The organism is Rhizobium sp. NFR03, from assembly GCF_900111275.1.
Taxonomy (GTDB): Bacteria; Pseudomonadota; Alphaproteobacteria; order Rhizobiales; family Rhizobiaceae; genus Ferranicluibacter.
Genome location: NZ_FOGR01000010.1, coordinates 17737 through 39570, shown reverse-complemented (window position 1 = coordinate 39570; position 21834 = coordinate 17737). Strand labels below are relative to the sequence as shown.

General features: G+C 63.1%; 15 protein-coding genes. 8 read left to right on the top strand and 7 right to left on the bottom strand.

The window, feature by feature from the left end; translation table 11 throughout:
* Positions 1-64: 64 nt before the first annotated feature.
* The 6 genes from addA to BSG19_RS21955 form a co-directional block, all read right to left on the bottom strand.
* Positions 65-3634 carry a double-strand break repair helicase AddA gene (addA, locus tag BSG19_RS21980; protein WP_092990149.1) on the bottom strand — a complete coding sequence of 1190 codons (3570 nt, stop codon included), beginning with the start codon at positions 3632-3634 and terminating at the stop codon, positions 65-67.
* Positions 3627-6815 carry a double-strand break repair protein AddB gene (gene addB / locus BSG19_RS21975; RefSeq protein WP_092990148.1) on the bottom strand — a complete coding sequence of 1063 codons (3189 nt, stop codon included), beginning with the start codon at positions 6813-6815 and terminating at the stop codon, positions 3627-3629. The genes addA and addB overlap by 8 nt, the downstream gene beginning before the upstream one ends.
* Before the next feature lie 11 nt (positions 6816-6826).
* Positions 6827-7555 carry a nucleotidyltransferase family protein gene (locus BSG19_RS21970; RefSeq protein ID WP_092990147.1) on the bottom strand — a complete coding sequence of 243 codons (729 nt, stop codon included), beginning with the start codon at positions 7553-7555 and terminating at the stop codon, positions 6827-6829.
* 114 nt (positions 7556-7669) lie between these two features.
* Positions 7670-8281: an alpha-ketoglutarate-dependent dioxygenase AlkB family protein gene (locus BSG19_RS21965; protein WP_092990249.1), complete on the bottom strand. Its 612-nt coding sequence runs from the start codon at positions 8279-8281 to the stop codon at positions 7670-7672.
* A 126-nt stretch (positions 8282-8407) separates the two neighbouring features.
* Positions 8408-8842: an alternative ribosome rescue aminoacyl-tRNA hydrolase ArfB gene (gene arfB / locus BSG19_RS21960; RefSeq protein ID WP_092990146.1), complete on the bottom strand. Its 435-nt coding sequence runs from the start codon at positions 8840-8842 to the stop codon at positions 8408-8410.
* A gap of 126 nt (positions 8843-8968) precedes the next feature.
* The gene (locus BSG19_RS21955; protein ID WP_092990145.1) at positions 8969-10579 is read right to left on the bottom strand and encodes a phosphoenolpyruvate carboxykinase; all 1611 of its coding nucleotides are present in this window, start codon (positions 10577-10579) and stop codon (positions 8969-8971) included.
* Between the two features lie 384 nt (positions 10580-10963).
* On the opposite strand from BSG19_RS21955, the gene BSG19_RS21950 reads away from it, so the two are divergent.
* From BSG19_RS21950 to tsaE, 8 genes are all read left to right on the top strand, one after another.
* Positions 10964-11695: a response regulator transcription factor gene (locus BSG19_RS21950; RefSeq protein WP_092935839.1), complete on the top strand. Its 732-nt coding sequence runs from the start codon at positions 10964-10966 to the stop codon at positions 11693-11695.
* Positions 11696-11764: 69 nt separating this feature from the next.
* Positions 11765-13519 carry a sensor histidine kinase gene (locus tag BSG19_RS21945; RefSeq protein ID WP_244529383.1) on the top strand — a complete coding sequence of 585 codons (1755 nt, stop codon included), beginning with the start codon at positions 11765-11767 and terminating at the stop codon, positions 13517-13519.
* Complete coding sequence (locus BSG19_RS21940) at positions 13516-13998, top strand: HPr kinase/phosphorylase (protein ID WP_244529380.1); 483 nt, start codon at positions 13516-13518, stop codon at positions 13996-13998. The genes BSG19_RS21945 and BSG19_RS21940 overlap by 4 nt, the downstream gene beginning before the upstream one ends.
* 173 nt (positions 13999-14171) lie before the next feature.
* Complete coding sequence (locus BSG19_RS21935; protein ID WP_092990144.1) at positions 14172-14573, top strand: PTS sugar transporter subunit IIA; 402 nt, start codon at positions 14172-14174, stop codon at positions 14571-14573.
* A gap of 15 nt (positions 14574-14588) precedes the next feature.
* A complete protein-coding gene (locus BSG19_RS21930; protein WP_092990143.1) occupies positions 14589-14861 on the top strand; it encodes an HPr family phosphocarrier protein in 273 nt (90 codons plus the stop codon).
* Positions 14862-15024: 163 nt separating this feature from the next.
* Positions 15025-16425 (top strand): adenosylhomocysteinase, encoded by a 1401-nt coding sequence (gene ahcY, locus BSG19_RS21925; RefSeq protein WP_092990142.1) that lies wholly within the window; start codon positions 15025-15027, stop codon positions 16423-16425.
* 497 nt (positions 16426-16922) lie between these two features.
* Positions 16923-19358, top strand: coding sequence for a PAS domain-containing sensor histidine kinase (locus BSG19_RS21920; protein ID WP_244529379.1), 2436 nt, complete (start codon positions 16923-16925; stop codon positions 19356-19358).
* A gap of 5 nt (positions 19359-19363) precedes the next feature.
* A complete protein-coding gene (gene tsaE, locus BSG19_RS21915) occupies positions 19364-20848 on the top strand; it encodes a tRNA (adenosine(37)-N6)-threonylcarbamoyltransferase complex ATPase subunit type 1 TsaE (protein ID WP_092990245.1) in 1485 nt (494 codons plus the stop codon).
* A gap of 4 nt (positions 20849-20852) precedes the next feature.
* Here tsaE and coaA read toward each other — a convergent pair whose 3' ends face one another.
* Positions 20853-21812, bottom strand: a complete 960-nt coding sequence (coaA, locus tag BSG19_RS21910; RefSeq protein WP_170866080.1) for a type I pantothenate kinase — start codon at positions 21810-21812, stop codon at positions 20853-20855.
* Between the last annotated feature and the right edge of the window lie 22 nt (positions 21813-21834).

Sequence of the window (21834 nt, the reverse complement as noted above, 5' to 3'; positions counted from 1 at the left end):
GGATGACCCGCAGGGCATGATCAGGATGTGATGATCCGGACCCTCAATTTCAATGTCCCATATCTCATTTTGTCGCCAGTTCCACAAGCGCGGCATCGAGCAGCGCGTCCGGCACTTCGATCGCTAACGGACCCTCGGTGAAGACGAGAACGCAGCGGAAACGATGCGCCGGATAGAGCGGCCGCAGGATCTCCCGGTATATCGCAAGCTGCGTCCGGTATACCATTGGTATGGCGCTGGCGTCGCCGGGTACGTCCCGGTTCGTCTTGAAATCCGCAATCGTGATGTCATCGTCTGTAACGGCCAGCCGGTCGATCCGTCCGGACACGGCATGTTCGCGTACACCAATCCGAAGCGTACCCATGATCGACACTTCCGCGCGGCTGTTGCCGGAGAAAAGCGTCGCAAGGACGGGATCGTCGATGACGGCGAGAACGGAGCGAACGATGCTCGCCCGCTGTGCCTCGCTCCATGTGGGAACGGCGCGCGACAGGTAGAGCGCGGCATCCGCTTCGCGTGTCTCGGGCGCCCGGGCGGGCAGGACCTGCAACAACCGGTGCAGGATCGCACCGCGCAACAGGGACGGCCCGGTGCGCTTGTCCTCGAGAAAGAGACGGGAACCGGTGATCGTGTCGGCTGCATCGGCCTCGACGGAAAAGCCAGCACCCGAAGGGCTCAAGGGGCGGGGAAGGTGACGCTGGGGTGGCAGGGGTTCGAGCAGCTCTGGCGGCAAGGCTCCGACATCGTCGGCCTTGATCTCGCTTTCTACGGGTTCGATGTCGAAATCCGTCCGCTTCGTCAGGGCGTGCCAGCGCGCACCGCTCCATTGCAGGCCGCCTGCGCTGAAATCGACGGGCAAGAGGCGGCCTTCCGTATCGGCCGCAAGGCCGGCCCGCACCATGGCGTGCCAGCTCTCGGGATTGTCGAGCTTGCCACTATAACCGCAGACGATCAGGCGATCGGCTGCCCGCGTCATGCCCACATAGAGCAGCCGGCGATACTCCTCCTCGGCGCTTGCCTTCAATCGTTGCGTATCGCTGTCGATGAGGCTGTTGGAGGGTGCTCGTGGCGGTCGCCAGACGGGGATGGTCAAGGTTTCCCCATCGGGCCCTCGGCCATTCGGGGAGGGCACCATGCGGAGCGCGGGAACATGCTGGTTGTTGAAGGCCTTGCCGCTGCCATCGACCAGAAAGACGACCGGCGCTTCCAGGCCTTTTGCCGCATGCACGGTCATCACGCGAACCTCGTTGCGCTCCTTGTCCTGCTCGCGCTTGATCGTGGGTGCCTCCAGTTCGAGGCCCGAGATGAAGCTCTGCAAACCGGGAAGCCCGTTGGCTTCGTGTTCCAGACAGAAGGTCAGGAACTCGTCAAGGATGTCGCTGACCTCGCTGCCGAGGCGAGACAGGAACGCTGCCCGGCCGCCGTCGGCGCTCAAAAGACGCGCATAGAGGTCGTGCACGGAGAGCGTGTCCGCGAGCGTCCGGTAGTTCGCCAGGCGGGCGACGACAGGCTCAAGCTTGGGATCGGTCGATCCCTGAAGGGCCGTCCACAGACTTTGTCCGGCAGTCCGCGTCGTTGCGACGTCTGCCAGTATCTCCTCGGTCATTGCGAAAAGCGGGCTCTTCAGCACGGCGGCCAGCGACAGGTCGTCCTGCGGCAAAAGCAGGAACCGCCCGAGCGCCATCAGATCCTGCACGGCGATATGCGCCGTCAGCACCAGCCGGTCGGCACCGGCGACGGGTATGTCATGCCGCGTCTTCAGGGCACGCATCAGCGCGTTGACGAAGGCATCACGCTTGCGCACCAGCACGATCACGTCACCCGGCCGCATAACGCGGCGCGTCGTCTTCTCGATGATGGTTTCGGTGCCGATCCAGCTTGCAAGCGTGGCCGCTATGCGTTCGGCAAGAATGTTTGCAGGCGCATTTTCGGGCGTCGCATCGAAGGCTGCTGTCCAGTCCTCTTCCTCCAGGCTCGGTGCAGGCGCGATTGCATCCCAGATTTCGACCAGACCGGGATGGCCGACACGATTGGAAGCATGCACCACCGGCTCGTTCCGCGCGCTGAGACCGCGCGCATGGGCGGGTTGGCGAAACACCGTATCGACGGCAGACAGCACGTCCTCGGTGGAGCGGAAGGACAGCTGTAGCTGCACGGGGCTGAAGGCGAGCCCGCTAGCGTCGATCCGCCGCCTCGCCTCGCGCTCCTCCTCGGAAAAGCGTTCCGGCCGCGCGCCCTGAAACGAGTAGATCGACTGCTTCTCGTCACCAACGGCAAAGAGCGTCCTGTGCCGGCCGCGAGCGCTGTCGCCGGTAAAAAAGTCCTCGGCAAGCGACCGGATGATCGACCACTGCACCGGGCTCGTATCCTGCGCCTCGTCCACGAGGATATGATCGATGCCCTGGTCGAGCTTGTAGTGCACCCATGCGCCGACATCCGAGCGGGTCAGCAGCCGGGCTGTCCGGTTGATCAGGTCGTCGAAATCGAGCTGGCTGCGGCTTTTCTTGATGTCCTCATAGTCCTGCGTCAGCCGCTCGGCGAGCACCATGGCGGCCTGCGTCGCTTCGAACATGCGCAGCAGAGCCAGCCGGTCGGAGAGCGAGATGACAGCATCATAGGCGGCCTGCACCTTGTCTTCGAGTTCGGGCGCGGCCTTGCGCAAGGGCGCGGAAAAGAAGCCCGACATGGCTTTCGGCTTACCGCTGGATGCAGAAAAAAACAGATCGCGGAGGGCCTGATAACGCTGAAGCGGCGTCGGCAGTTCGGCGGCGACGGCGAGACCATCGGCAAAGTCCCGAACCTTGACGCCGCCGGAGGACCGCGCAAGATCGATATAGCGTGTGAGATCGGGACCGTTCAGGCCGTCGAGCGGCCAGAAGCCGGCAATGACACTGTCCGCCGTCTCGCTTTCGTCCAGACCCAGCGCGCCGCGCAGAACGCGGTCGGTACCGCCCTGTTGGTCGGCTTCCGTCAGAAAGGACTGAAGCGCGGTTCGGTTGGCAATGATCATCGACAGCAGGCTTTCGAGCCCGGTGTCGTCGGCGAGCGCCAGCACCGTCTCGAACGCGCCGGTCAGCACCGGATCGCCCTCGGTCGCGGCGGCCGTCAGGAGAAGGCGACGCGCATCGGCGAGCAGAATCGTCGCCGTCCGGTCGTCGAGCACGGAGAAATGTCCGGCAACATTGGCCTCCAGCGGAAACTGATGCAGCAGCGCTTCGCAGAACGCGTGGATCGTCTGGATCTTCAACCCGCCCGGCGTTTCCAGCGCGCGGGCGAACAGGCGCCGGGCTTCGGCGACCGTGGCGGCACTCGGCGCCTGCCCTTCGAGCGCCGTGATGCGCGCCGAGAGCGCAGCATCATCCAGCGTCACCCATTCCGCGAGACGCTCGAACACCCGGTTCGACATTTCGGCCGCTGCCGCCTTGGTATAGGTCAGGCAGAGAATGGCCGAGGCGCGGCATCCCGAAAGCAAGAGCCGGATGACACGCTGGGTCAGCACATGGGTCTTGCCCGAACCGGCATTGGCCGACACCCAGGCCGATCGCTTGGGATCGGAAGCGATGGCTTGCTGTTGTGTCGTCCAGTTCAGCCAGTCGGCAGGCGAGCCGCTCTTCGGTGCGAGATCGTCAGGCATCCCCCGTCTCCTCTTCGCCATCGGCCGTCGACCATTCGGCAACGCGCGCCAGATGATCGTATTCCCCGCCGTAGGATTTCTCCTTCTGCACGATCACCCGCGAGGCAAAGCCGCGCTGGCCCGATTGCAGCGCGCGGAGCAAGCCGGTGAACTGGGCGAGCGATTCGTCCGCCAGCATGTCCGCCGTCTTCGGCTCGACATCACCGCGCGCGCGCGCCTCGTTGTTGACCTCGTCCACCTCGAACCGGTCTCCGGGCTTGAGCCGGACATAAAGTAGCGACGCGGGATGACGCCTGCCGACCTTGTCGAAGGCGCCTGCCTTCAGCGCCGCGGCTTCGAGCGGCAGCTGTGGATCGAGCAGTGCACGGGCTTCTTTCACGGACGGGTTGGCGCCGGTCTTGTAATCGACGATGACGGCTTCTCCATCGGGGCCGATATCGATCCGGTCGGCAATACCGGTCAGCTCGATATCGGCAACGCCGACCTGAAACCTGGCGTAACGCTCCAGGAAGGATTGCCGGATGCCGTCCTTGCGGGAGATCTCCCAGTCGATGAAAGCTCGACCGACCGCCGCAAACCGGGGCCGCCAGATGACGTCGATATGCACAGGCAGCCGCTGCTCGTCGAAGGCTGCATCGATCAGCTGCTGCATGACGGCCTGCGCTTCCGGACCCGCCGGGTCGACCTCGCTCTTGGCAAAGCGCTCGACGATAGCGTGGTAGATCGTGCCACGCTCGGCCGCACCCGGATCCGCATTAAACCCGTCGATCGGCTGGAGGCGCAGGATGCGCCGGGCATAGATGGAATAGGGGTCGCGGCGCAGGCGACCGACCTCGCTGAAAGAATAGCGCCGCGGCTGCAACGCGAAATCCGGCTTCGGCTCCGGGCGCCGGGCAAGCGGCGTGTCCGGACGCGTGTCCAGGAGAGCGGCATAGCGCAGCCGGTCACGACCGTTCTCGCGCAGGCGCTGTCCCAGCGCCTTGCCGCCGACGGCGAGGAGCCGTTGCAGCCAGCGGGAGGCAACGGTGGGCGTTGCCCCCTTGCGCAAGGACCGGCTGAACACGAGCCGGCGCGTGCCGCAGGCCATCTGGAGATCGTGAGCCAGCTGACCGATGCGCCGTTCCGGCGGCTCCAGTCCGATGCCGGTCTTCATGCTGCGCGACAGGAAAGGATCGTTGGCCGTCTGTCCCGGCCACGTCCCCTCGTTCATGCCGCCGAGGACCACGAGATCGACGCTCTGCAACCGGGCTTCCAGTGCGCCGAAAATGAAGACGCGGGGATGTCGCATGGCGCGAGGCTTGACGGCGGAACCGGCCATCAGGGCTTCCACCGCTTCGCACCACTGCCCGCCATCAGCCTCGATCTGCCCGTCCACCTCGATCACCGCACGCAGCAGATCTGCGAGCGCAGCACCCGCTTCGCCAGACCAGAGAGCGCCGAGATCACCCGTCTCCGACATGGCCACGCCTTCCAGCGCGCGACCGGTCCGCTCGGCCCAGTCGGATAGCGTCAGCGATGTGCTGAACCCACCGGCACCCTTGCGCCGCCGCACCAGCATGGCGACAAGCGGCTCGACAGCGGTGGCGATGGCGGCAGCTATGAGGCGGGCATCCTCGATATCGGCATCGGATACTTGCGCCAGCCATTCCGGCGCATGGCGATCGGCCCGCCGACGCACCGCCGCTTCATCGAGCAACGGTCTGAGGTCGGCAATATCGGCCGGCACCGTGCCGCCACGAAGCGCCAGCAGCTCCAGCAGCGTGGCGGCCGGGCGGAAGCGTTCGGGCGGCATCCCGAAGAGAGCAAGCGGATGTTTCATCAGCGTGGTGATGGCGACAGGATCGCCGGGGCGCAGCGCCACGTCGAGCATGAGCCGGACAAGCGTACCCTGAGGCGTGGAGGCAAGCGGCGTTCCTGCCGAGTCATCCGCTTCGATGCCGAAGCGCTGCAACTCGGCGGCAACCCGGCGTGCGAGATCGCGGTCGGGTGTGATCAGCGCCGCCTGACATGCCTCGTCCTTTTGCAGGGCCAGCCGCAGGGAAAGCGCAATCGCCGTCGCCTCCTCGCGTTCGTTGACCGCCTCGATCAGCGCCGCATCGCAAAAGGCGGCCTCGACACGGCGCGCATCGAGCGAGCGTCGCACGGCATCCCAGGAACTCGTCGCCTCAACCGGCAGAAAGGCATGCGACAAGGTCTCGGCCCTGTCGGCAAGATCCGCATCTACGGTGCCGATCGACAAGACCTCGGTTCGTGCGATGCCCATGCGCCGGAGAAGGCGCACGAAGCCGTATTGCGGGTGGCTGCGGCTGGCGGAATCGTCGCGGCGGGCAGGGGCCGGCGCGGGTGGATCGATCAGGTTCCAGTCCGCCTCGGTCATCGTCTCGTCGAGACCAGGCAGCACGATCGCGCCTTGCGCCAGCTTCTGCACTGCGAGGATCAGCCGTGCGGTGGCGGGAATGGAGCCTGTCGAACCCGCGATGATGACCGGACCATCGATCGCGCCCGCAGCGATCCGGTGACTTTCCGCCTCGAGAACCGCATTGCGGTGGCGGGCGGGCGAGGAGCGGCTGAGTTCGGCAAGCCGGGCCGGCCAGAACTGGCTGGCGATCTGCAGGAACTCCAGCGTCAGCGTCCACCATTGGGCATAGTTACTGGCATTGAGCGCGCCAAGGCTCGCCCAGTCCAGATCCTCCGTCTCGATATCGTCAATGATCTGGACAAGGTTGCGCGCCAGCCACAAGGCGTCCGCCGGGCTTGCCGGAGCGATGAGCGGGCTGTCGCCGTGAAGTTCGGTGACGATGCGCGGCAGCGTGTTGCGCCAGGCGAGAATCAGCCGCGACAGCTCGATCAGCCGGGCCGGACCGGTCAGCGGCGGCGCGAGGTCGAGAACGGCCGGCATTTCGGCATCGAAGAAGCCGCTGTCGTCGTCCGTTTCCCCCAGCGCCCGGATGACCGGCAGGATGGCGGAGCGCGCACCGAGGCAATCCACGAACTCGGAGCGCAGCACGCGTGCGGCGCGTCGCGTGGGCACGAAGATCGTGACACCGGCAAGCGACAGCGGATCGGCCGGATCGTACCGGTAGTCCGGCACGATCGTCCCGTAGCAGATCGCATGGACGAGCGTCTTCAGGAACGGCGCACCGGCCGGTATGGTGAAGACGTTCTGTCGTGCGCGTGTCATGATGTATTCCCTCAGGTGCGTTCCGCCAGTCGCGCAAACTGCGCTTCGGCCTTGCCGAGCGCATCCGGCGTGCCCACGGTGATCCATTCGCCTTCCAGCATCAGCCCATAAAGCCGGCCGGCAGCGATGGCCGCGTCGAAATAGATATTGAGATTGAAAGCGTCCTTCGGGGCATCGGCAAACAGCGTGCTCATCATGGCGATGGCGCCGGCATAGACGACGGGTTGCGGCAATCCTTCGGCGTAGCGCACGAGGCGCCCGTCGGCCTGAAGGGAGAAATCCTTTTTGCCGTCATGCCCGGTCGTCCGGTCGAGATCGACGCACAGCAGCAGCATGTCCATGCGGGCGGGATCGAAGGCTTCGGCAAGGCGGACGAGATTGCTGCGTCCTTCCGGCTCGCCTATCCAGAAAAGGTCGGCATTCATGACCAGCACAGGGCCGGGATCGAGAATGCCGAGCCCCTTGGCAAGGCCGCCGCCCGAGTTCATGAGGGCCGAGCGCTCGTCGGATATCCGGATGGCGGGTGCGGAGCGGGCATGGAGATGCGCTTCCATGCGGTCGGCAAAATGGTGCACGTTGACGGCGGCCGTCTTGATGCCGGCCGCAACCAGAAGATCGAGCACATGGTCGATCATCGGCTTGCCGGCAATCGGCACGAGCGGCTTCGGCGTCGTGTCGGTGATGGGGCGTAGCCGCGTACCCAGTCCCGCAGCCAGCACCATGGCATTCTCAATAAGCATGTCACCTTTCCTCGAATCGGGTCGTGATTCGCAATCGACGCCCTGCATCATGTCCGTCACGCAGCCGGGTTTAAAAAACGGATGCCTTTCAGGTGCCATGTCCTCGGAGCGTTCTCAAGGCGTAACACGTCGAAGCGTCAGGTTGATGCGGCCGCCATTCTTCAGGAGCGTCGAGGTCGCCGGATAGATCCTGTCGACGCCATGAAAGGCAAGCCGGCTTTCCCCGCCGAGAACGACGATATCTCCGCTTGCCAGCTTGAACGATACCGTACGGTCGTTGCGCTCGCGACCGCCGACACGAAACAGGCAGGCATCGCCGAGCGACACCGAGACGACCGGCGTCTGCAGATCCTGCTCGTCCTTATCCTGATGCAGCCCCATTCGTGCGGTTTCCGCGTAGAAATTGACGAGACAGGCTTGCGGCGGTTTCGATGCCCCCGCGACCGTCTGCCAGAGATCGAGCAGGCTTTGCGGGATTGCGGGCCAGGGTTCTTGGCTTAACGGATGATGGGGCTGATAGCGATAGCCCCCGGCCTTGTCGGTCACCCATCCGAGCGCGCCGCAATTCGTCATCCGCACCGAGAGTTCCTTGCCTGTCTTCGGCATGACGGGGCGATAGAGGGGTGCCGCCGCAACGACTGTCCGGATCTCCTCGACAAGGGCCTCCTGCCGGTCGCGATCCAGAAAACCGGGAATATGGCGGAAACCTTTCGGCAGGACCAGCATGGCCTCCTCCTGTTCGCGTTGCTGCCAGCCGCTCATGGCACGGTTCTTTGCCGGAGTCGGATCGGCGCCGACGGCGGTTCCGGGAACGCTTCAGCCTTTCGAGGTGATCGTCCGGCCTTCGCGGTTCTATTCGCCATCCGGCCGGCCGCGCATCTTCTTCACCTCGCCGCGACCGCTCTTGGCCTTCAACCGGCGCTCGACCGAACCGCGGGTCGGCTTGGTCTTGCGACGAGGGGGAGGGGGCGGCTCGGCGGCCTTGAGGATCAGCGCCTTCAGCCGTTCCCGAGCATCCTCGCGGTTGCGGTCCTGGCTGCGAAAGCGGTTCGCCTCGATCATCAAGACGCCTTCTTTCGAGACCCGGCGACCGGCAAGTCCGATGGCGATGTCGCGAATGCGCTCAGGCAAAGAAGGGGAAGCCGCGATATTGAAGAACAGCTGGACAGCGGTCGCAACCTTGTTGACGTTTTGCCCTCCGGGCCCGCCAGCCAGCACGAACTGCTCGCTGAGTTCCCAGCCGGCAATCACGATCCGGTCGTTGATATAGAGGGGGTCGCTCGCCATGCCGTCGCCTTTCGTTCCCTGTTTATTCCAGCTTGGCGCGCATTGCAAATATCCGAAACGGCAAAACCCGGCGCTGTGGCAGCGCCGGGTTTCACGTGAAATCATTGGAGCAGGTTAGGCGTTGCCTTACTCGGCGGCAATCGCCATTCCAGGAGCGGCATCACGGACTCCACCATCGACATGACTTTCGAATTTGGTGAAGTTCGCCACGAACATGCCGGCAAGCTTGCTGGCCTGCGCGTCATAGGCGGCACCGTCTGCCCAGGTCGAACGCGGATCGAGAATGCCACCTTCGATGCCGGCAACTTCGACCGGAACCGCAAAGCCGAAATTGGCATCGGTTCGGAACGCGGTCTCGGCCAGCGAGCCGTCGAGCGCTGCAGCGAGAAGCGCGCGGGTTGCCTTGATGGGCATCCGGCGTCCGGTTCCGTAGGCGCCACCGGTCCAGCCGGTGTTGACGAGCCAGCAGGTAACGCCGTGTTCGGCGATGAGCGTACGCAGCAGGTTGCCGTATTCGCTCGGATGCCGCGGCATGAAGGGCGCGCCGAAGCAAGTCGAGAAGGTGGCTTCCGGTTCCGTCACGCCCTTTTCCGTGCCGGCGACCTTGGCGGTGTAGCCGGACAGAAAGTGGTACATGGCCTGATCGGCAGTCAGCTTGGCGATCGGCGGCATCACGCCGAAGGCATCCGCCGTCAGCATGATGATCGTCTTCGGGTGGGCAGCCGTGCCCGTTGCGCTGGCATTCGGAATGAAGTCCAGCGGATAGGCGCAGCGGGTGTTCTCGGTCAGCGAGCCATCGTCGAAGTTGGGAACACGGTTCTCATCCAGAATGACGTTTTCGAGCACGGTGCCGAAACGCTTCGTGGTTGCGAAGATCTCCGGTTCGGCTTCGGCCGAAAGACGGATCGTCTTGGCATAGCAGCCGCCTTCGAAGTTGAAGATACCGTCCTTGCCCCAGCCGTGCTCGTCGTCGCCGATCAGCGTGCGCTTCGGATCGGCCGAAAGCGTCGTCTTGCCGGTGCCCGACAGGCCGAAGAACACGGCGGAGTCGCCGTCCGGACCGACGTTTGCCGAGCAATGCATCGGCATGACGCCCTTTTCCGGAAGCAGGTAGTTGAGGGCCGTGAACACCGACTTCTTCATCTCGCCGGCATAGGATGTGCCGCCGATCAGCACCAGGCCGTTGACGAGATCGCAGGCAATGACCGTCTCGCTCCGGCAGCCGTGACGTGCAGGATCGGCGCGGAAGTGCGGCAGGTCGATGATCGTAAGCTTAGGGGCGAACGTCTTCAGGCTTTCGCGATCCGGACGGATCAGCAGGTTGCGGATGAACAGGGAGTGCCAGGCAAATTCCGTAACGACACGCGTCGGCAGGGCGTTGTCGCTGTCGGCGCCGCCGATCAGATCCTGCACATAGAGCGAACGGCCGCGCGCATGATCCATCATGTCGTTGCACAATGTTTCGAAATGCGCAGGCGACATTTCCTTGTTGTTGTCCCACCAGATCTGGTCGGTCGTCGTCGCATCGCGAACAACGAATTTGTCCTTTGCGGAGCGGCCCGTGTGCTGGCCGGTCAGGGCGCGGAGCGCGCCATCCGCCGTCACCTGGGCTTCGCCAAGTCGCAGTGATTCCTCGTAAAGCTCTGCCGGTGTCAGGTTGTAACGGACGGCGACGAGGTCTTCAAAACCCAGTGCAGCGATTCCGAGATCCGGATTGCGAATGCCAAATTCTTCCATGAGCGCTGCTCCCCTGCGTTGTATCGATGACGCAACATTAGCCGGAGTTACGCAAAACGCAAGGCGGCGCCAGAAAAAATACAATAAATTCAATATATTAATCGATTTAAAGGAAATTGTTCAATGTTCAATCGGTTTAAATTCGGAATTGAAAACCTCGTAAGATGTCACTTCAATACTCTTCTTCGCCGATTGTGCATCACAATGACGTTTTCGCTTCGCCACAATTTGTTCCACCTTTATACTCATGAACGCGCGCCGGCCCCGGCCGACCTCCGTTCTGGAGTTCCGTCTGTCCAGGCCGGCCTCTGTCGAAGATGCCCGCTTCCTGTGTGAGCGGCAACTGAAGAGAGAAGGCGCGAAGATATGATGGAGCGGAATACGATGCAGACCATTGCACTTGTCGATGACGACCGGAACATCCTGACATCGGTCTCGATCGCGCTGGAAGCCGAGGGCTACAAGGTAGAGACCTACACGGATGGTGCCTCCGCGCTCGACGGGCTTCTGGCCCGGCCGCCGCAACTGGCGATCTTCGACATCAAGATGCCGCGCATGGACGGAATGGAACTCCTGCGTCGCCTGCGTCAGAAGTCGGATATTCCCGTGATCTTCCTGACCTCGAAGGACGAGGAGATCGACGAGCTTTTCGGGCTGAAGATGGGCGCCGACGACTTCATCACCAAGCCATTCTCCCAGCGCCTGCTGGTCGAGCGCGTGAAGGCGATCCTGCGGCGGTCCGCCAACCGGGAGGCCGCAGCGGCAGCCGGCCCCGCCGGACTGCAGAAGATGAAGGACGACATCCAGGCCCGGTCTCTGGAGCGCGGCCAGCTGTCGATGGACCAGGAGCGCCACACCTGCACATGGAAGAACGAGCCGGTGACGCTGACGGTGACCGAGTTCCTCATCCTGCATTCGCTCGCTCAGCGGCCCGGTGTCGTGAAAAGCCGCGATTCGCTGATGGATGCCGCCTATGACGAGCAGGTCTATGTGGACGACCGCACCATCGACAGCCACATCAAGCGGCTGCGCAAGAAGTTCAAGATGGTCGACAACGACTTCGATATGATCGAAACCCTGTATGGCGTCGGCTACCGGTTCCGCGAATCGGCCTGAGGCTGCAAGAACATGACCAGCGGGAGAGGCTGAGCGTCCGAGGTGGCTGATATCACGAGGCATGCGGCGATCGAGGAAGCGGACGGAGCCTATCGCTCCGGCCGACGCTGGGCGCATCCCTTCACGCTGATCCGCCGCATCTTCGGCAATGCCGTCTTTTCCAGCCTCACGCGCCGCATCCTGTTCTTCAATCTCGTAGCGCTCGTCGTTCTCGTCGGCGGCATCATGTATCTCAACCAGTTCCGCGAGGGTCTGATCGATGCGCGCGTGGAAAGCCTGCTGACGCAGGGCGAGATCATCGCCGGCGCCATCGCCGCCTCCGCCTCGGTCGATACGAACTCCATCACCATCGATCCGGAAAAGCTGCTCGAGCTTCAGGCCGGGCAGAGCATCACGCCGCTGCCGCGGGACGAGGATCTCGAATTTCCAATCACGCAGGAGCGGGTCGCGCCCGTGTTGCGGCGACTGATCTCGCCTACCCGGACCCGCGCGCGTCTTTTCGATGCGGATGCCGACCTGCTGCTCGACAGCCGCCATCTCTATACCGGCGGTCAGGTGCTCCGCTTCGACCTGCCACCGATCGAGCCCGAAAACGAGACGCTGACCGGCAAGCTCAACACCTGGTACAATCGCATGCTCCAGCCGGGCAACCTGCCGCTCTACAAGGAGCCGCCGGGCGGTAACGGATCGATCTATCCGGAAGTCATGAATGCGCTCACGGGCGTGCGCGGCGCCGTGGTGCGGGTCACGGAACAGGGGGAGTTGATCGTCTCCGTCGCCGTTCCCGTCCAGCGGTTCCGGGCCGTGCTCGGCGTGCTCCTGCTATCAACACAGGCAGGCGATATCGACAAGATCGTCCATGCCGAGCGGCTGGCGATCATCCGCGTCTTCGGGGTCGCCGCCCTCGTCAACGTCATCCTGTCGCTTCTCCTGTCGAGCACGATCGCCAATCCGCTGCGCCGCCTGTCGGCCGCCGCCATCCGCGTGCGGCGCGGTGGCGCCAAGGAGCGGCAGGAGATCCCCGACTTTTCCTCCCGTCAGGACGAGATCGGCAACCTCTCCGTGGCGCTGCGGGACATGACCGGCGCGCTCTACGACCGCATCGCGGCCATCGAGAATTTTGCGGCCGATGTCAGCCACGAGCTCAAGAACCCGCTGACCTCCCTGCGAAGCGCCGTGGAAACCCTGCCTCTTGCCCGCACAGACGACTCCAAGAAGCGGCTGATGGATGTCATCCAGCATGACGTACGCCGGCTCGACCGCCTGATCAGCGATATCTCCGACGCCTCGCGGCTGGATGCAGAGCTTGCCCGCAGCGATGCGCGCATGGTCGATCTCGAAAAGCTGCTCGGCGATCTCGTCGATATCTCGCGACAGGTGCGCAACAAGAAGAAGACGGTGCTGCTCAACTTCGTCGTGGAGCGCAAGGACAACCCCAAGGCCCGTTTCGATGTCAGCGGGTATGAACTGCGCATCGGGCAGATCATCACCAACCTGATCGAGAACGCCCGGTCCTTCGTGCCGGAAGAGGGTGGCCACATCATCGTGCGGCTGACGCGAAACCGTACGCGCTGCGTCGTCTATGTCGAGGACAACGGCCCGGGCATTCAGGCCGAGGATATCGACCGCATTTTCGAACGTTTCTACACCGACCGGCCGGATGGCGAGGATTTCGGGCAAAACTCCGGCCTCGGCCTGTCGATCTCTCGGCAGATCGCCGAAGCACATGGCGGCACGCTGCGAGCTGAAAACATGACGGATGCTGAGGGCGCGGTCACCGGCGCACGCTTTATCCTGTCGCTGCCCGTCGGCGAGGCGGCGTGAGCCCGAGGCTGGATGCACCGGACCACGATCTTGCAGCCGAGGCCGCGCCCCGCAACGTTCACGCAACGGCCATCGTCCTCGGCACTCTTGGCTATCTCTTCGTCGGCCCATCCGGTACCGGCAAGACCAGCGCCGCCCTTGCCTGCCTTTCCTCGGCTGCCCGTCGCGGCTGGAATGCGGCGCTCGTCTCCGACGATCAGGTCATGGTCAGCCTGCGGAGCGGCCGTCTCGTCGCCCGCGCTCCGGCAACCATAGCGGGCCTCGCCGAGTTGCGCGGTGTCGGGCCGATCCCGGTTCGAACCGTCAGGGCCGCCGTCATGTCCTATGCCGTGCTGCCTGTCGCCCCGCCGTTCGATATGCGGGTCGCACCCGAGCTCGAGATGTGGGAAGCCGGCCCCGTCGCGCTCCCTTTGCTCCGGCTTCCGCTTCTTCCGGGCCTTGACCCACTGGATGCACTCAGCCGTTTTTCGACCCTTTGAAATGTCGCAGTCTGCACAGTTTTTGCTCATGTGAGCCGTGTTTTAGGATTTTTGACTTGCACTCCGGCATTTCCTCGCCAAGATGACCGCCCCAAGGTGGAATGAAATTGTTGCATTGCGGCATGGCATGGCTATCGTCCGCCGAAGGGAAAAGGCAGTTGGAGCAAAGACACATGATCGGACTTGTGCTTGTCACGCACGGCAAGCTGGCTGAAGAGTTTCGTCATGCGCTCGAACACGTCGTGGGGCCGCAGAAGTTCATTGAGACCGTCTGTATCGGACCCGAAGACGACATGGACCAGAGGCGTCAGGATATCCTCACGGCCGTCATCGCCGCCAACGAGGGCAGCGGTGTCATCATTCTCACCGACATGTTCGGCGGCACGCCGTCCAACCTCGCCATCTCCGTCATGCAGAGCGGCACCGTCGAGGTGATTGCCGGCGTCAACCTGCCCATGCTGATCAAGCTGGCGGGTGTGCGTGGCGAGAGCGACATGGACAAGGCGCTGATCGAGGCATCCGAGGCCGGACGAAAATATATCAATGTCGCCAGCCGCGTTCTCAGCGGCAAATAACGGACGCATTCCTTCATGACACTGTCGCGGGACCTTCAGATCATCAACAAGCGCGGTCTCCATGCGCGCGCTTCCGCCAAGTTCGTGCAGACGGTGGAGGCCTATGATGCCGACATCCACGTGACGAAGGACGGCATGACCGTCGGCGGCCTTTCGATCATGGGCCTGATGATGCTTGCCGCCAGCACCGGCAGCTCGATTTCCGTCACTGCCAGCGGCAACCAGGCAGAGGAAGCGCTTGAAGCGCTCGATGCTTTGGTGCGCGATCGCTTCGGCGAGGAAATGTAGGCATATAAACATATAAAGACGTCTTTATATGTATGTTGCCTGCGATCTGCTTTCCTGATAGAGCAGGATTGCGCCCTGGCTGTGCCGGGGCAACGAGATCACGCTCGCCAGCGGTCCCGGAGCTTGCAGCTTTCGACCCGGCGCGCCATCAGCGGAGAGCTTCATGAGCACGACCAACGACTATCTGGTAGCCGATATCGGCCTTGCCGACTTCGGCCGCAAGGAAATCACCATCGCTGAAACCGAAATGCCAGGCCTGATGGCCTCGCGCGAGGAATTCGGCACATCGAAGCCGCTGAAGGGCGCTCGCATCACCGGCTCGCTGCATATGACAATCCAGACCGCCGTGCTCATCGAGACGCTGGTTGCACTCGGTGCCGATGTTCGCTGGGCGTCGTGCAACATCTTCTCGACGCAGGACCACGCCGCCGCCGCCATCGCGGCTGCGGGCATTCCGGTCTACGCCATCAAGGGCGAGACGCTGACGGAATACTGGACCTACACGGACAAGATCTTCCAGTGGACCGATGGCGGCGTCTCCAACATGATCCTCGACGATGGCGGCGATGCCACCATGTACATCCTGCTCGGCGCGCGCGCCGAAGCCGGTGAGGACGTTCTGTCGAACCCCGGTTCGGAAGAAGAAGAGATCCTGTTCGCACAGATCAAGAAGCGTATGGCTGAAACGCCCGGCTTCTTCACCAAGCAGCGCGATGCGATCAAGGGCGTCACCGAGGAAACGACGACCGGCGTCAACCGCTTGTACCAGCTGCATGCCAAGGGCCTGCTGCCCTTCCCGGCGATCAACGTCAACGACAGCGTCACCAAGTCGAAGTTCGACAACAAGTACGGCTGCAAGGAATCGCTCGTCGATGGTATCCGTCGCGGCACGGACGTGATGATGGCCGGCAAGGTTGCCGTCGTCTGCGGTTACGGCGATGTGGGCAAGGGTTCGGCAGCCTCGCTGTCGGGTGCCGGCGCGCGCGTCAAAGTCACGGAAGTTGATCCGATCTGCGCTCTTCAGGCCGCCATGGACGGTTTCGAAGTCGTCCAGCTGGAAGACGTCGTTGCCAGCGCCGACATCTTCATCACCACGACCGGCAACAAGGACGTCATCCGCATCGAGCATATGCGCGAGATGAAGGACATGGCGATCGTCGGCAATATCGGCCACTTCGACAACGAGATCCAGGTTTCCGCCCTTAAGAACCTGAAGTGGAACAACGTCAAGCCGCAGGTCGACCTCATCGAGTTCCCCAAGGGCAACCGGATGATCCTCCTGTCGGAAGGCCGTCTGCTGAACCTTGGCAATGCCACCGGCCATCCCTCCTTCGTCATGTCGGCCTCGTTCACCAACCAGGTTCTGGCCCAGATCGAGCTCTTCACCAAGGGCGAACAGTACGAAGCCGGCGTCCACATCCTGCCGAAGCACCTCGACGAAAAGGTCGCGCGCCTGCACCTCGCCAAGCTCGGCGTGAAGCTGACGACCCTCTCCGACGAGCAGGCTTCCTATATCGGCGTGACGCCGCAGGGCCCGTTCAAGGCGGATCATTACCGCTACTAAGGCGGGATTACGCTCGTCCACAGATGAGAAGAGGCCGTGCGCTTGACAGCGCGCGGCCTCTTTTTTGTCTCCGCGCTTCCCGCTCGCGGGGGGAGTGGGTATGCTGCCTGTATCGATTCGGGACGAAGATGCGGCACTGACGCGGACTGAATCGGAAAAAAGCGTTGGTTTTCAGGACGGAACGCAGCGCGCCGCAAGCGGCGGGCAAGCATAAGCGCGTAACGATCCGGAGGAAGACGATATTCGTCCAGGCGGACTTACCTATAGACCGCGCGGGACGGCGGACGTGCGCCCTGCCGATGGACACCAGCTGGTGGAAGATCGTCGGGACGACGTGCAACGGGGACAGGCACGCGATGACGAAAGCTTTTTGGTACGCGGGAAGAGCGGCTGCTGACCCGTTAAAGACCGGCGTGGTTTCCGCCGGGGTACAGGTCCGCCCATCTTCCTCGACATCCGCTGTGCTCGATACCGCCTCTGTTCCACGCCGAAATCGCTTGTCCCGAGCCGTTCGTCGGCTGGCAGCAAGCTCCGCATTGGGGCTCCTCTCCGGCGAGGCCATGGCTGCCGAAGGCGTTGCCAGCGTCTTCCACTCCTCCGAAATCATCACCTTCTCGCTCCTGACCGGCGCCATTGCCGCGGCCATGATCTCCGCTGTCTGGGTCATTCGCCAGCGCAGCACGGTCGAGACCGACAATCGCGACCTGAAGACCGCGCTTGCAGATGCTCGCCAGAGTATCTCGCGCTTCCAGGCACTGATTTCGGACAAGAACCGCAGCATCGTCGTCTGGGACGGTCCGGCTGAAAAGCCGGAGTTCCTTGGCCAGCTTCCGCCCGAAACCGGGGCGCCGCAGGACGACAGGGATTTTCTGGCCTTCGGCCGCTGGATCAAGGCGACGTCGGCCAGCGAACTCGAGCGCGCGATCGACCGGCTGCGCACCTATGCCGAAAGCTTCGACCTCGTCGTTCAGACCAGCCGCAACGAAATTCTGGAAGCACAGGGCCGCGTCTCCGGCGGCCGGGCTTTCGTGCGCTTCGTCGCACTCAACAATCTGCGTGAGGAACTGGCGGAACTGACGCTGGAGCGCGACCGTCTGCGTGGCGATCTCGCCAACCTTCAGACGTTGCTGAATGCCGTCGACATGCCTGTCTGGCAACGCGGTCGTGACGGGCAGATTACCTGGGTCAACGAAGCCTATCGCGACGCCGTGGAGGCGCCAAGCACGGATGTGGTCGTTCAGGAAGGCCGAGAGCTTCTGGCAACCGTTTCACGTGAAAAAGCCAAGGCACTTTCGACCTACGATTCTCCGTTCCGCGACAAGATCTCGACCGTGGTGCGCGGCCAGCGCACCTTCTTCGACGTCGTCGACGCGAAGACGACCTATGGCACGGCCGGCATCGCGCTCGATGTGAGCGCCATCGAGGCTGTCCGCGAGGAGCTTTCGCGCACGCTGAAGAGCCATGCCGAAACGCTCGACCATCTGGCGACGGCCGTTGCCACCTTTGACGGCTCGCAGCGTCTTCAGTTCTACAATCAGGCCTTTCAGACATTGTGGAACCTCGACACGGCCTTCCTCGCCCGCCGTCCCGGCAATGGCGAGATCTTCGACCAGTTGCGCGAGAGCGGTCGTCTTCCCGAGCAGCTCAGCTGGAAGCAGTGGAAGGAGCAGGCTCTCTCGGTCTATCAAGCCATCGAAACCCAGACGGACATGTGGCATCTGCCGAACGGGCAGACCTTGCGCGTCTTCGCCACGGCCCGGCCACAGGGCGGGGCAACCTGGGTCTTCGAGAACCTCACCGAGCGGGTAGACTTGGAGACCCGCTACAACACGCTGGTTCAGGTTCAGGGCGAAACGATCGATCATCTCTCCGAAGGTGTTGCCGTGTTCGGTCCGGACGGGCGCATCAAGCTCTCGAACCCGGCCTTTCGGGCGCTCTGGGGCGTTACCGAGACGGAAGTTGCGCCGGGCACGCACATCCGTGCCATCGAGCAGGCTTGCGCCGTGTCCTACGATCAGCCGGATGGCTGGAAGCAGTTCGCCCATGCCATTACCAGCTTCGAGGATGAGCGGCCGTCCAGCCGTGGCATGCTGGAGCTGCGCACCGGTCTCATCCTCGACTTCGCCATCATACCCCTACCCAATGCGCAGACCATGCTGACCTTCGTCGACATGACGGACAGCGTTCGCGTCGAGCGCGCGCTGACGGAGAAGAACGAGGCGCTGCGGATGGCGGATTCGCTCAAGAACGACTTCGTCCAGCACGTCTCCTACGAGTTGCGCTCGCCGCTCACCAATATCATCGGCTTCGCCGACCTCCTGAAGACGCCGGCCTTCGGCGAACTTTCGACACGCCAAGCGGAATATGTCGACCACATCTCCACCTCCTCGTCGCTGCTGCTGACCATCGTCAACGACATCCTCGATCTCGCCACCGTCGATGCCGGTATCGTCGAGCTCGACCTTAGCGAGATCAATCTCACGGATTTTCTGGACGAAGTGGCCCAGCAGATGGCTGATCGGCTGCAGGAAAGTGCGGTCACCCTGCGTATCGACACGCCGGATATGCTCGGCACGTTCGTCGCCGATCATCAGCGGCTGAAGCAGATCTTCATCAAGCTGCTGACCAATGCCGCCAATTTCGCGCCGGAAGGGAGCGTCGTCGGCTTGTCCTGCGCCCGCGAAGGCAGCGATTTCGTCTTCACGGTCAGCGATCAGGGCCCTGGCATTCCGAAAGATGTGCTCGAAAGCGTCTTCCACCGCTTCGAAAGCCATGGCCAGCGCGGCGGTGCCGGCCTTGGACTGTCGATCGTGGACAGCTTCATCACGCTGCACCACGGCAAAGTCCGCATCGTCACACGCGAAGGCGAGGGGACAGAGGTTGTTTGCCGCATTCCCTCGGGCGCGTTGCCGAAGGCCGCAGCGGCGGAATGATCGAGATGCTGCGCCTGCCGCTGCCGGACGAAGCTGCCACCATGACGCTTGGCGAAGATCTGGCGCTTGCGCTCAAAGCCGGCGACACCATTGCCCTCTCGGGTGATCTGGGTGCCGGAAAATCGACCCTCGCCCGGGCGCTGATACGGGCCGTTGCCGACGATCCCTTCCTGGAGGTGCCGAGCCCGACCTTTACGCTGGTCCAGTCCTACGACCTGCGCATTCCCGTCTCCCATTTCGATCTCTACCGGCTGGGCGATGCGAGCGAAGTGCTGGAACTCGGCCTCGACGAACTCTCGGCAAACGGCATCTGCCTGATCGAGTGGCCGGAACGGGCGGAAGGTTACCTCCCAAGACAAAGTGTCGTCCTGACGCTTGAGCAGGATGGCGATGGCCGCATGGCTGTCTTTTCCGGCAGTGAGCCCATTCTATCGCGCATTCGTCGCAGCCTTGCGATCCGCCAGTTTCTCAGCGATCACGGCCATCGGGAAGCCAAGCGTCGGCATTTGAACGGTGATGCTTCCGTGCGCGGCTACGAGCGTATTCGCCCGGCAGAACGACCAGACCTGATCCTGATGGATGCGCCCCGGACCGTTCCGGGACCGATCTTGGAAGACGGAAAATACTACCAGCAGATCGCTCATATCGCCGAGGATGTCGGCGCCTTTGTCGCAATCGATCTGTATCTGCGCGAGCGCGGCATCGGCGCGCCGGAGATCTTCGCGCAGGATATCGACGCCGGCCTTCTGCTTCTGGAAGATCTCGGGTCCGAAGGCGTCCTCGATGCAGAGGGTGCGCCTATCGGGGAACGCTACATCGAAACGGCACGCCTGCTTGCCCGGCTGCACGCGAACGCGCCGGAAGACCGGCTTCCGCTGTCCGACGGGCAGGTCCATGTCGTCCCGCCCTTCGACCGGGCGGCGATCAAAATCGAGACGAGGCTCCTCCTCGACTGGTTTCTGCCGCATCATCGCGGCGCGCCGGCAACGCTGGAGGAGCGTGAAAGCTACGCTGCCGTCTGGGACCGGCTGATCGACCTGTCGGATCTCGGCGAGAAGCACCTGCTTCTCCGCGATGTCCATTCGCCCAACATCCTCTGGCGTAAGGGCAGGACGGGCATCGACCGCGTGGCGCTCATCGATTTTCAGGATGCGATGATCGGCCCCACCGCCTATGACGTGGCTTCGCTTGTTCAGGATGCGCGCGTCACCATCCCGCCGGATCTGGGTCGGGCGGTTCTCGATGCCTACATTGCCGAGCGCCGCCGCTTGGGGCCGTTCGACGAAGCATCTTTCCTTGAGCATTTTCACCTGATGGCCGCGCAGCGCAATTGCAAGCTGGTCGGCATCTGGGTGCGGCTGATGCAGCGGGATGGCAAGCCCGGCTATATGAAGCACATGCCGCGCACCTTTGCCTATCTCTGCGAAGCGCTGGATCATCCCTCTCTTGCTCCGCTGGAGGCCTGGCTTCAGGAAGCAGGCCTCCTCTAGGCGGTTAGAGCTTGCGAAGCGCGACCGTCTGGACGAGGTGATCCGTACCCTTTTGCAGGATGAGATCCGCACGCGGCCGGGTCGGCAGGATATTGCGGCGCAGGTTCTTCAGATTGGTGTTCTGCCAGAGCCCTTCGGCAATCGACAGCGCCTCTTCCTCGCTGACATCCGCATAGCGCTTGAAGAAGGAGTCCGGGTTCTTGAAGGCTGTCTGGCGCAGCCGCATGAAGCGATCGACATACCAGGAATGGATCAGGTTCTCGTCGGCATCGATATAGATCGAGAAGTCGAAGAAATCCGACACCATCGGCACGATCTTGCCGTCTTCGGGCAGGTCGCGCGATTGCAGCACGTTGATGCCCTCGAAGATCAGGATATCCGGCCGGTCCACCACTTGAAACTGGTCGGGCAGCACATCGTAGACGAGGTGGGAATAGCTCGGCGCCTGCACGTTCGGCTGCCCGGCCTTGATGGCGGAGAGAAAGCGCAGGAGCGCGCCGATATCGTAGCTTTCCGGAAAACCCTTCCGGTTCATGATGTTCTCGCGCATCAGCACGGCGTTCGGGTAGAGAAACCCGTCCGTCGTCACCAGATCGACCTTGGGGCTCGATGGCCAGCGCGACAGAAGCTCGGCCAGGATACGGGCCGTGGTCGATTTGCCGACCGCCACCGATCCGGCGATGCCGATCACGAACGGCGTCTTGGTCTCGTCGGAGATCGTGAGGAAGCGCTTGCGCTGCTCGTAGAGGATCTGTGATGCCTCGACATGGGTGGACAAGAGGCGCGACAGCGACAGGTAGATCCGCCGCACTTCGTCGAGGTCGATCGGGTCGTTCAGCGAGCGGAGGCGGCGAACCTCGTCACCGGTCAGCGTCAGCGGGGTGTCCGCGCGAAACTGCGACCACGCTTCGGCCGAGAAGAAGTGGTACGGGGAATAGTCTCGCCTGCCGAGATCGTCCGGCATATCCGCTTCCCCCCTGTTCTGC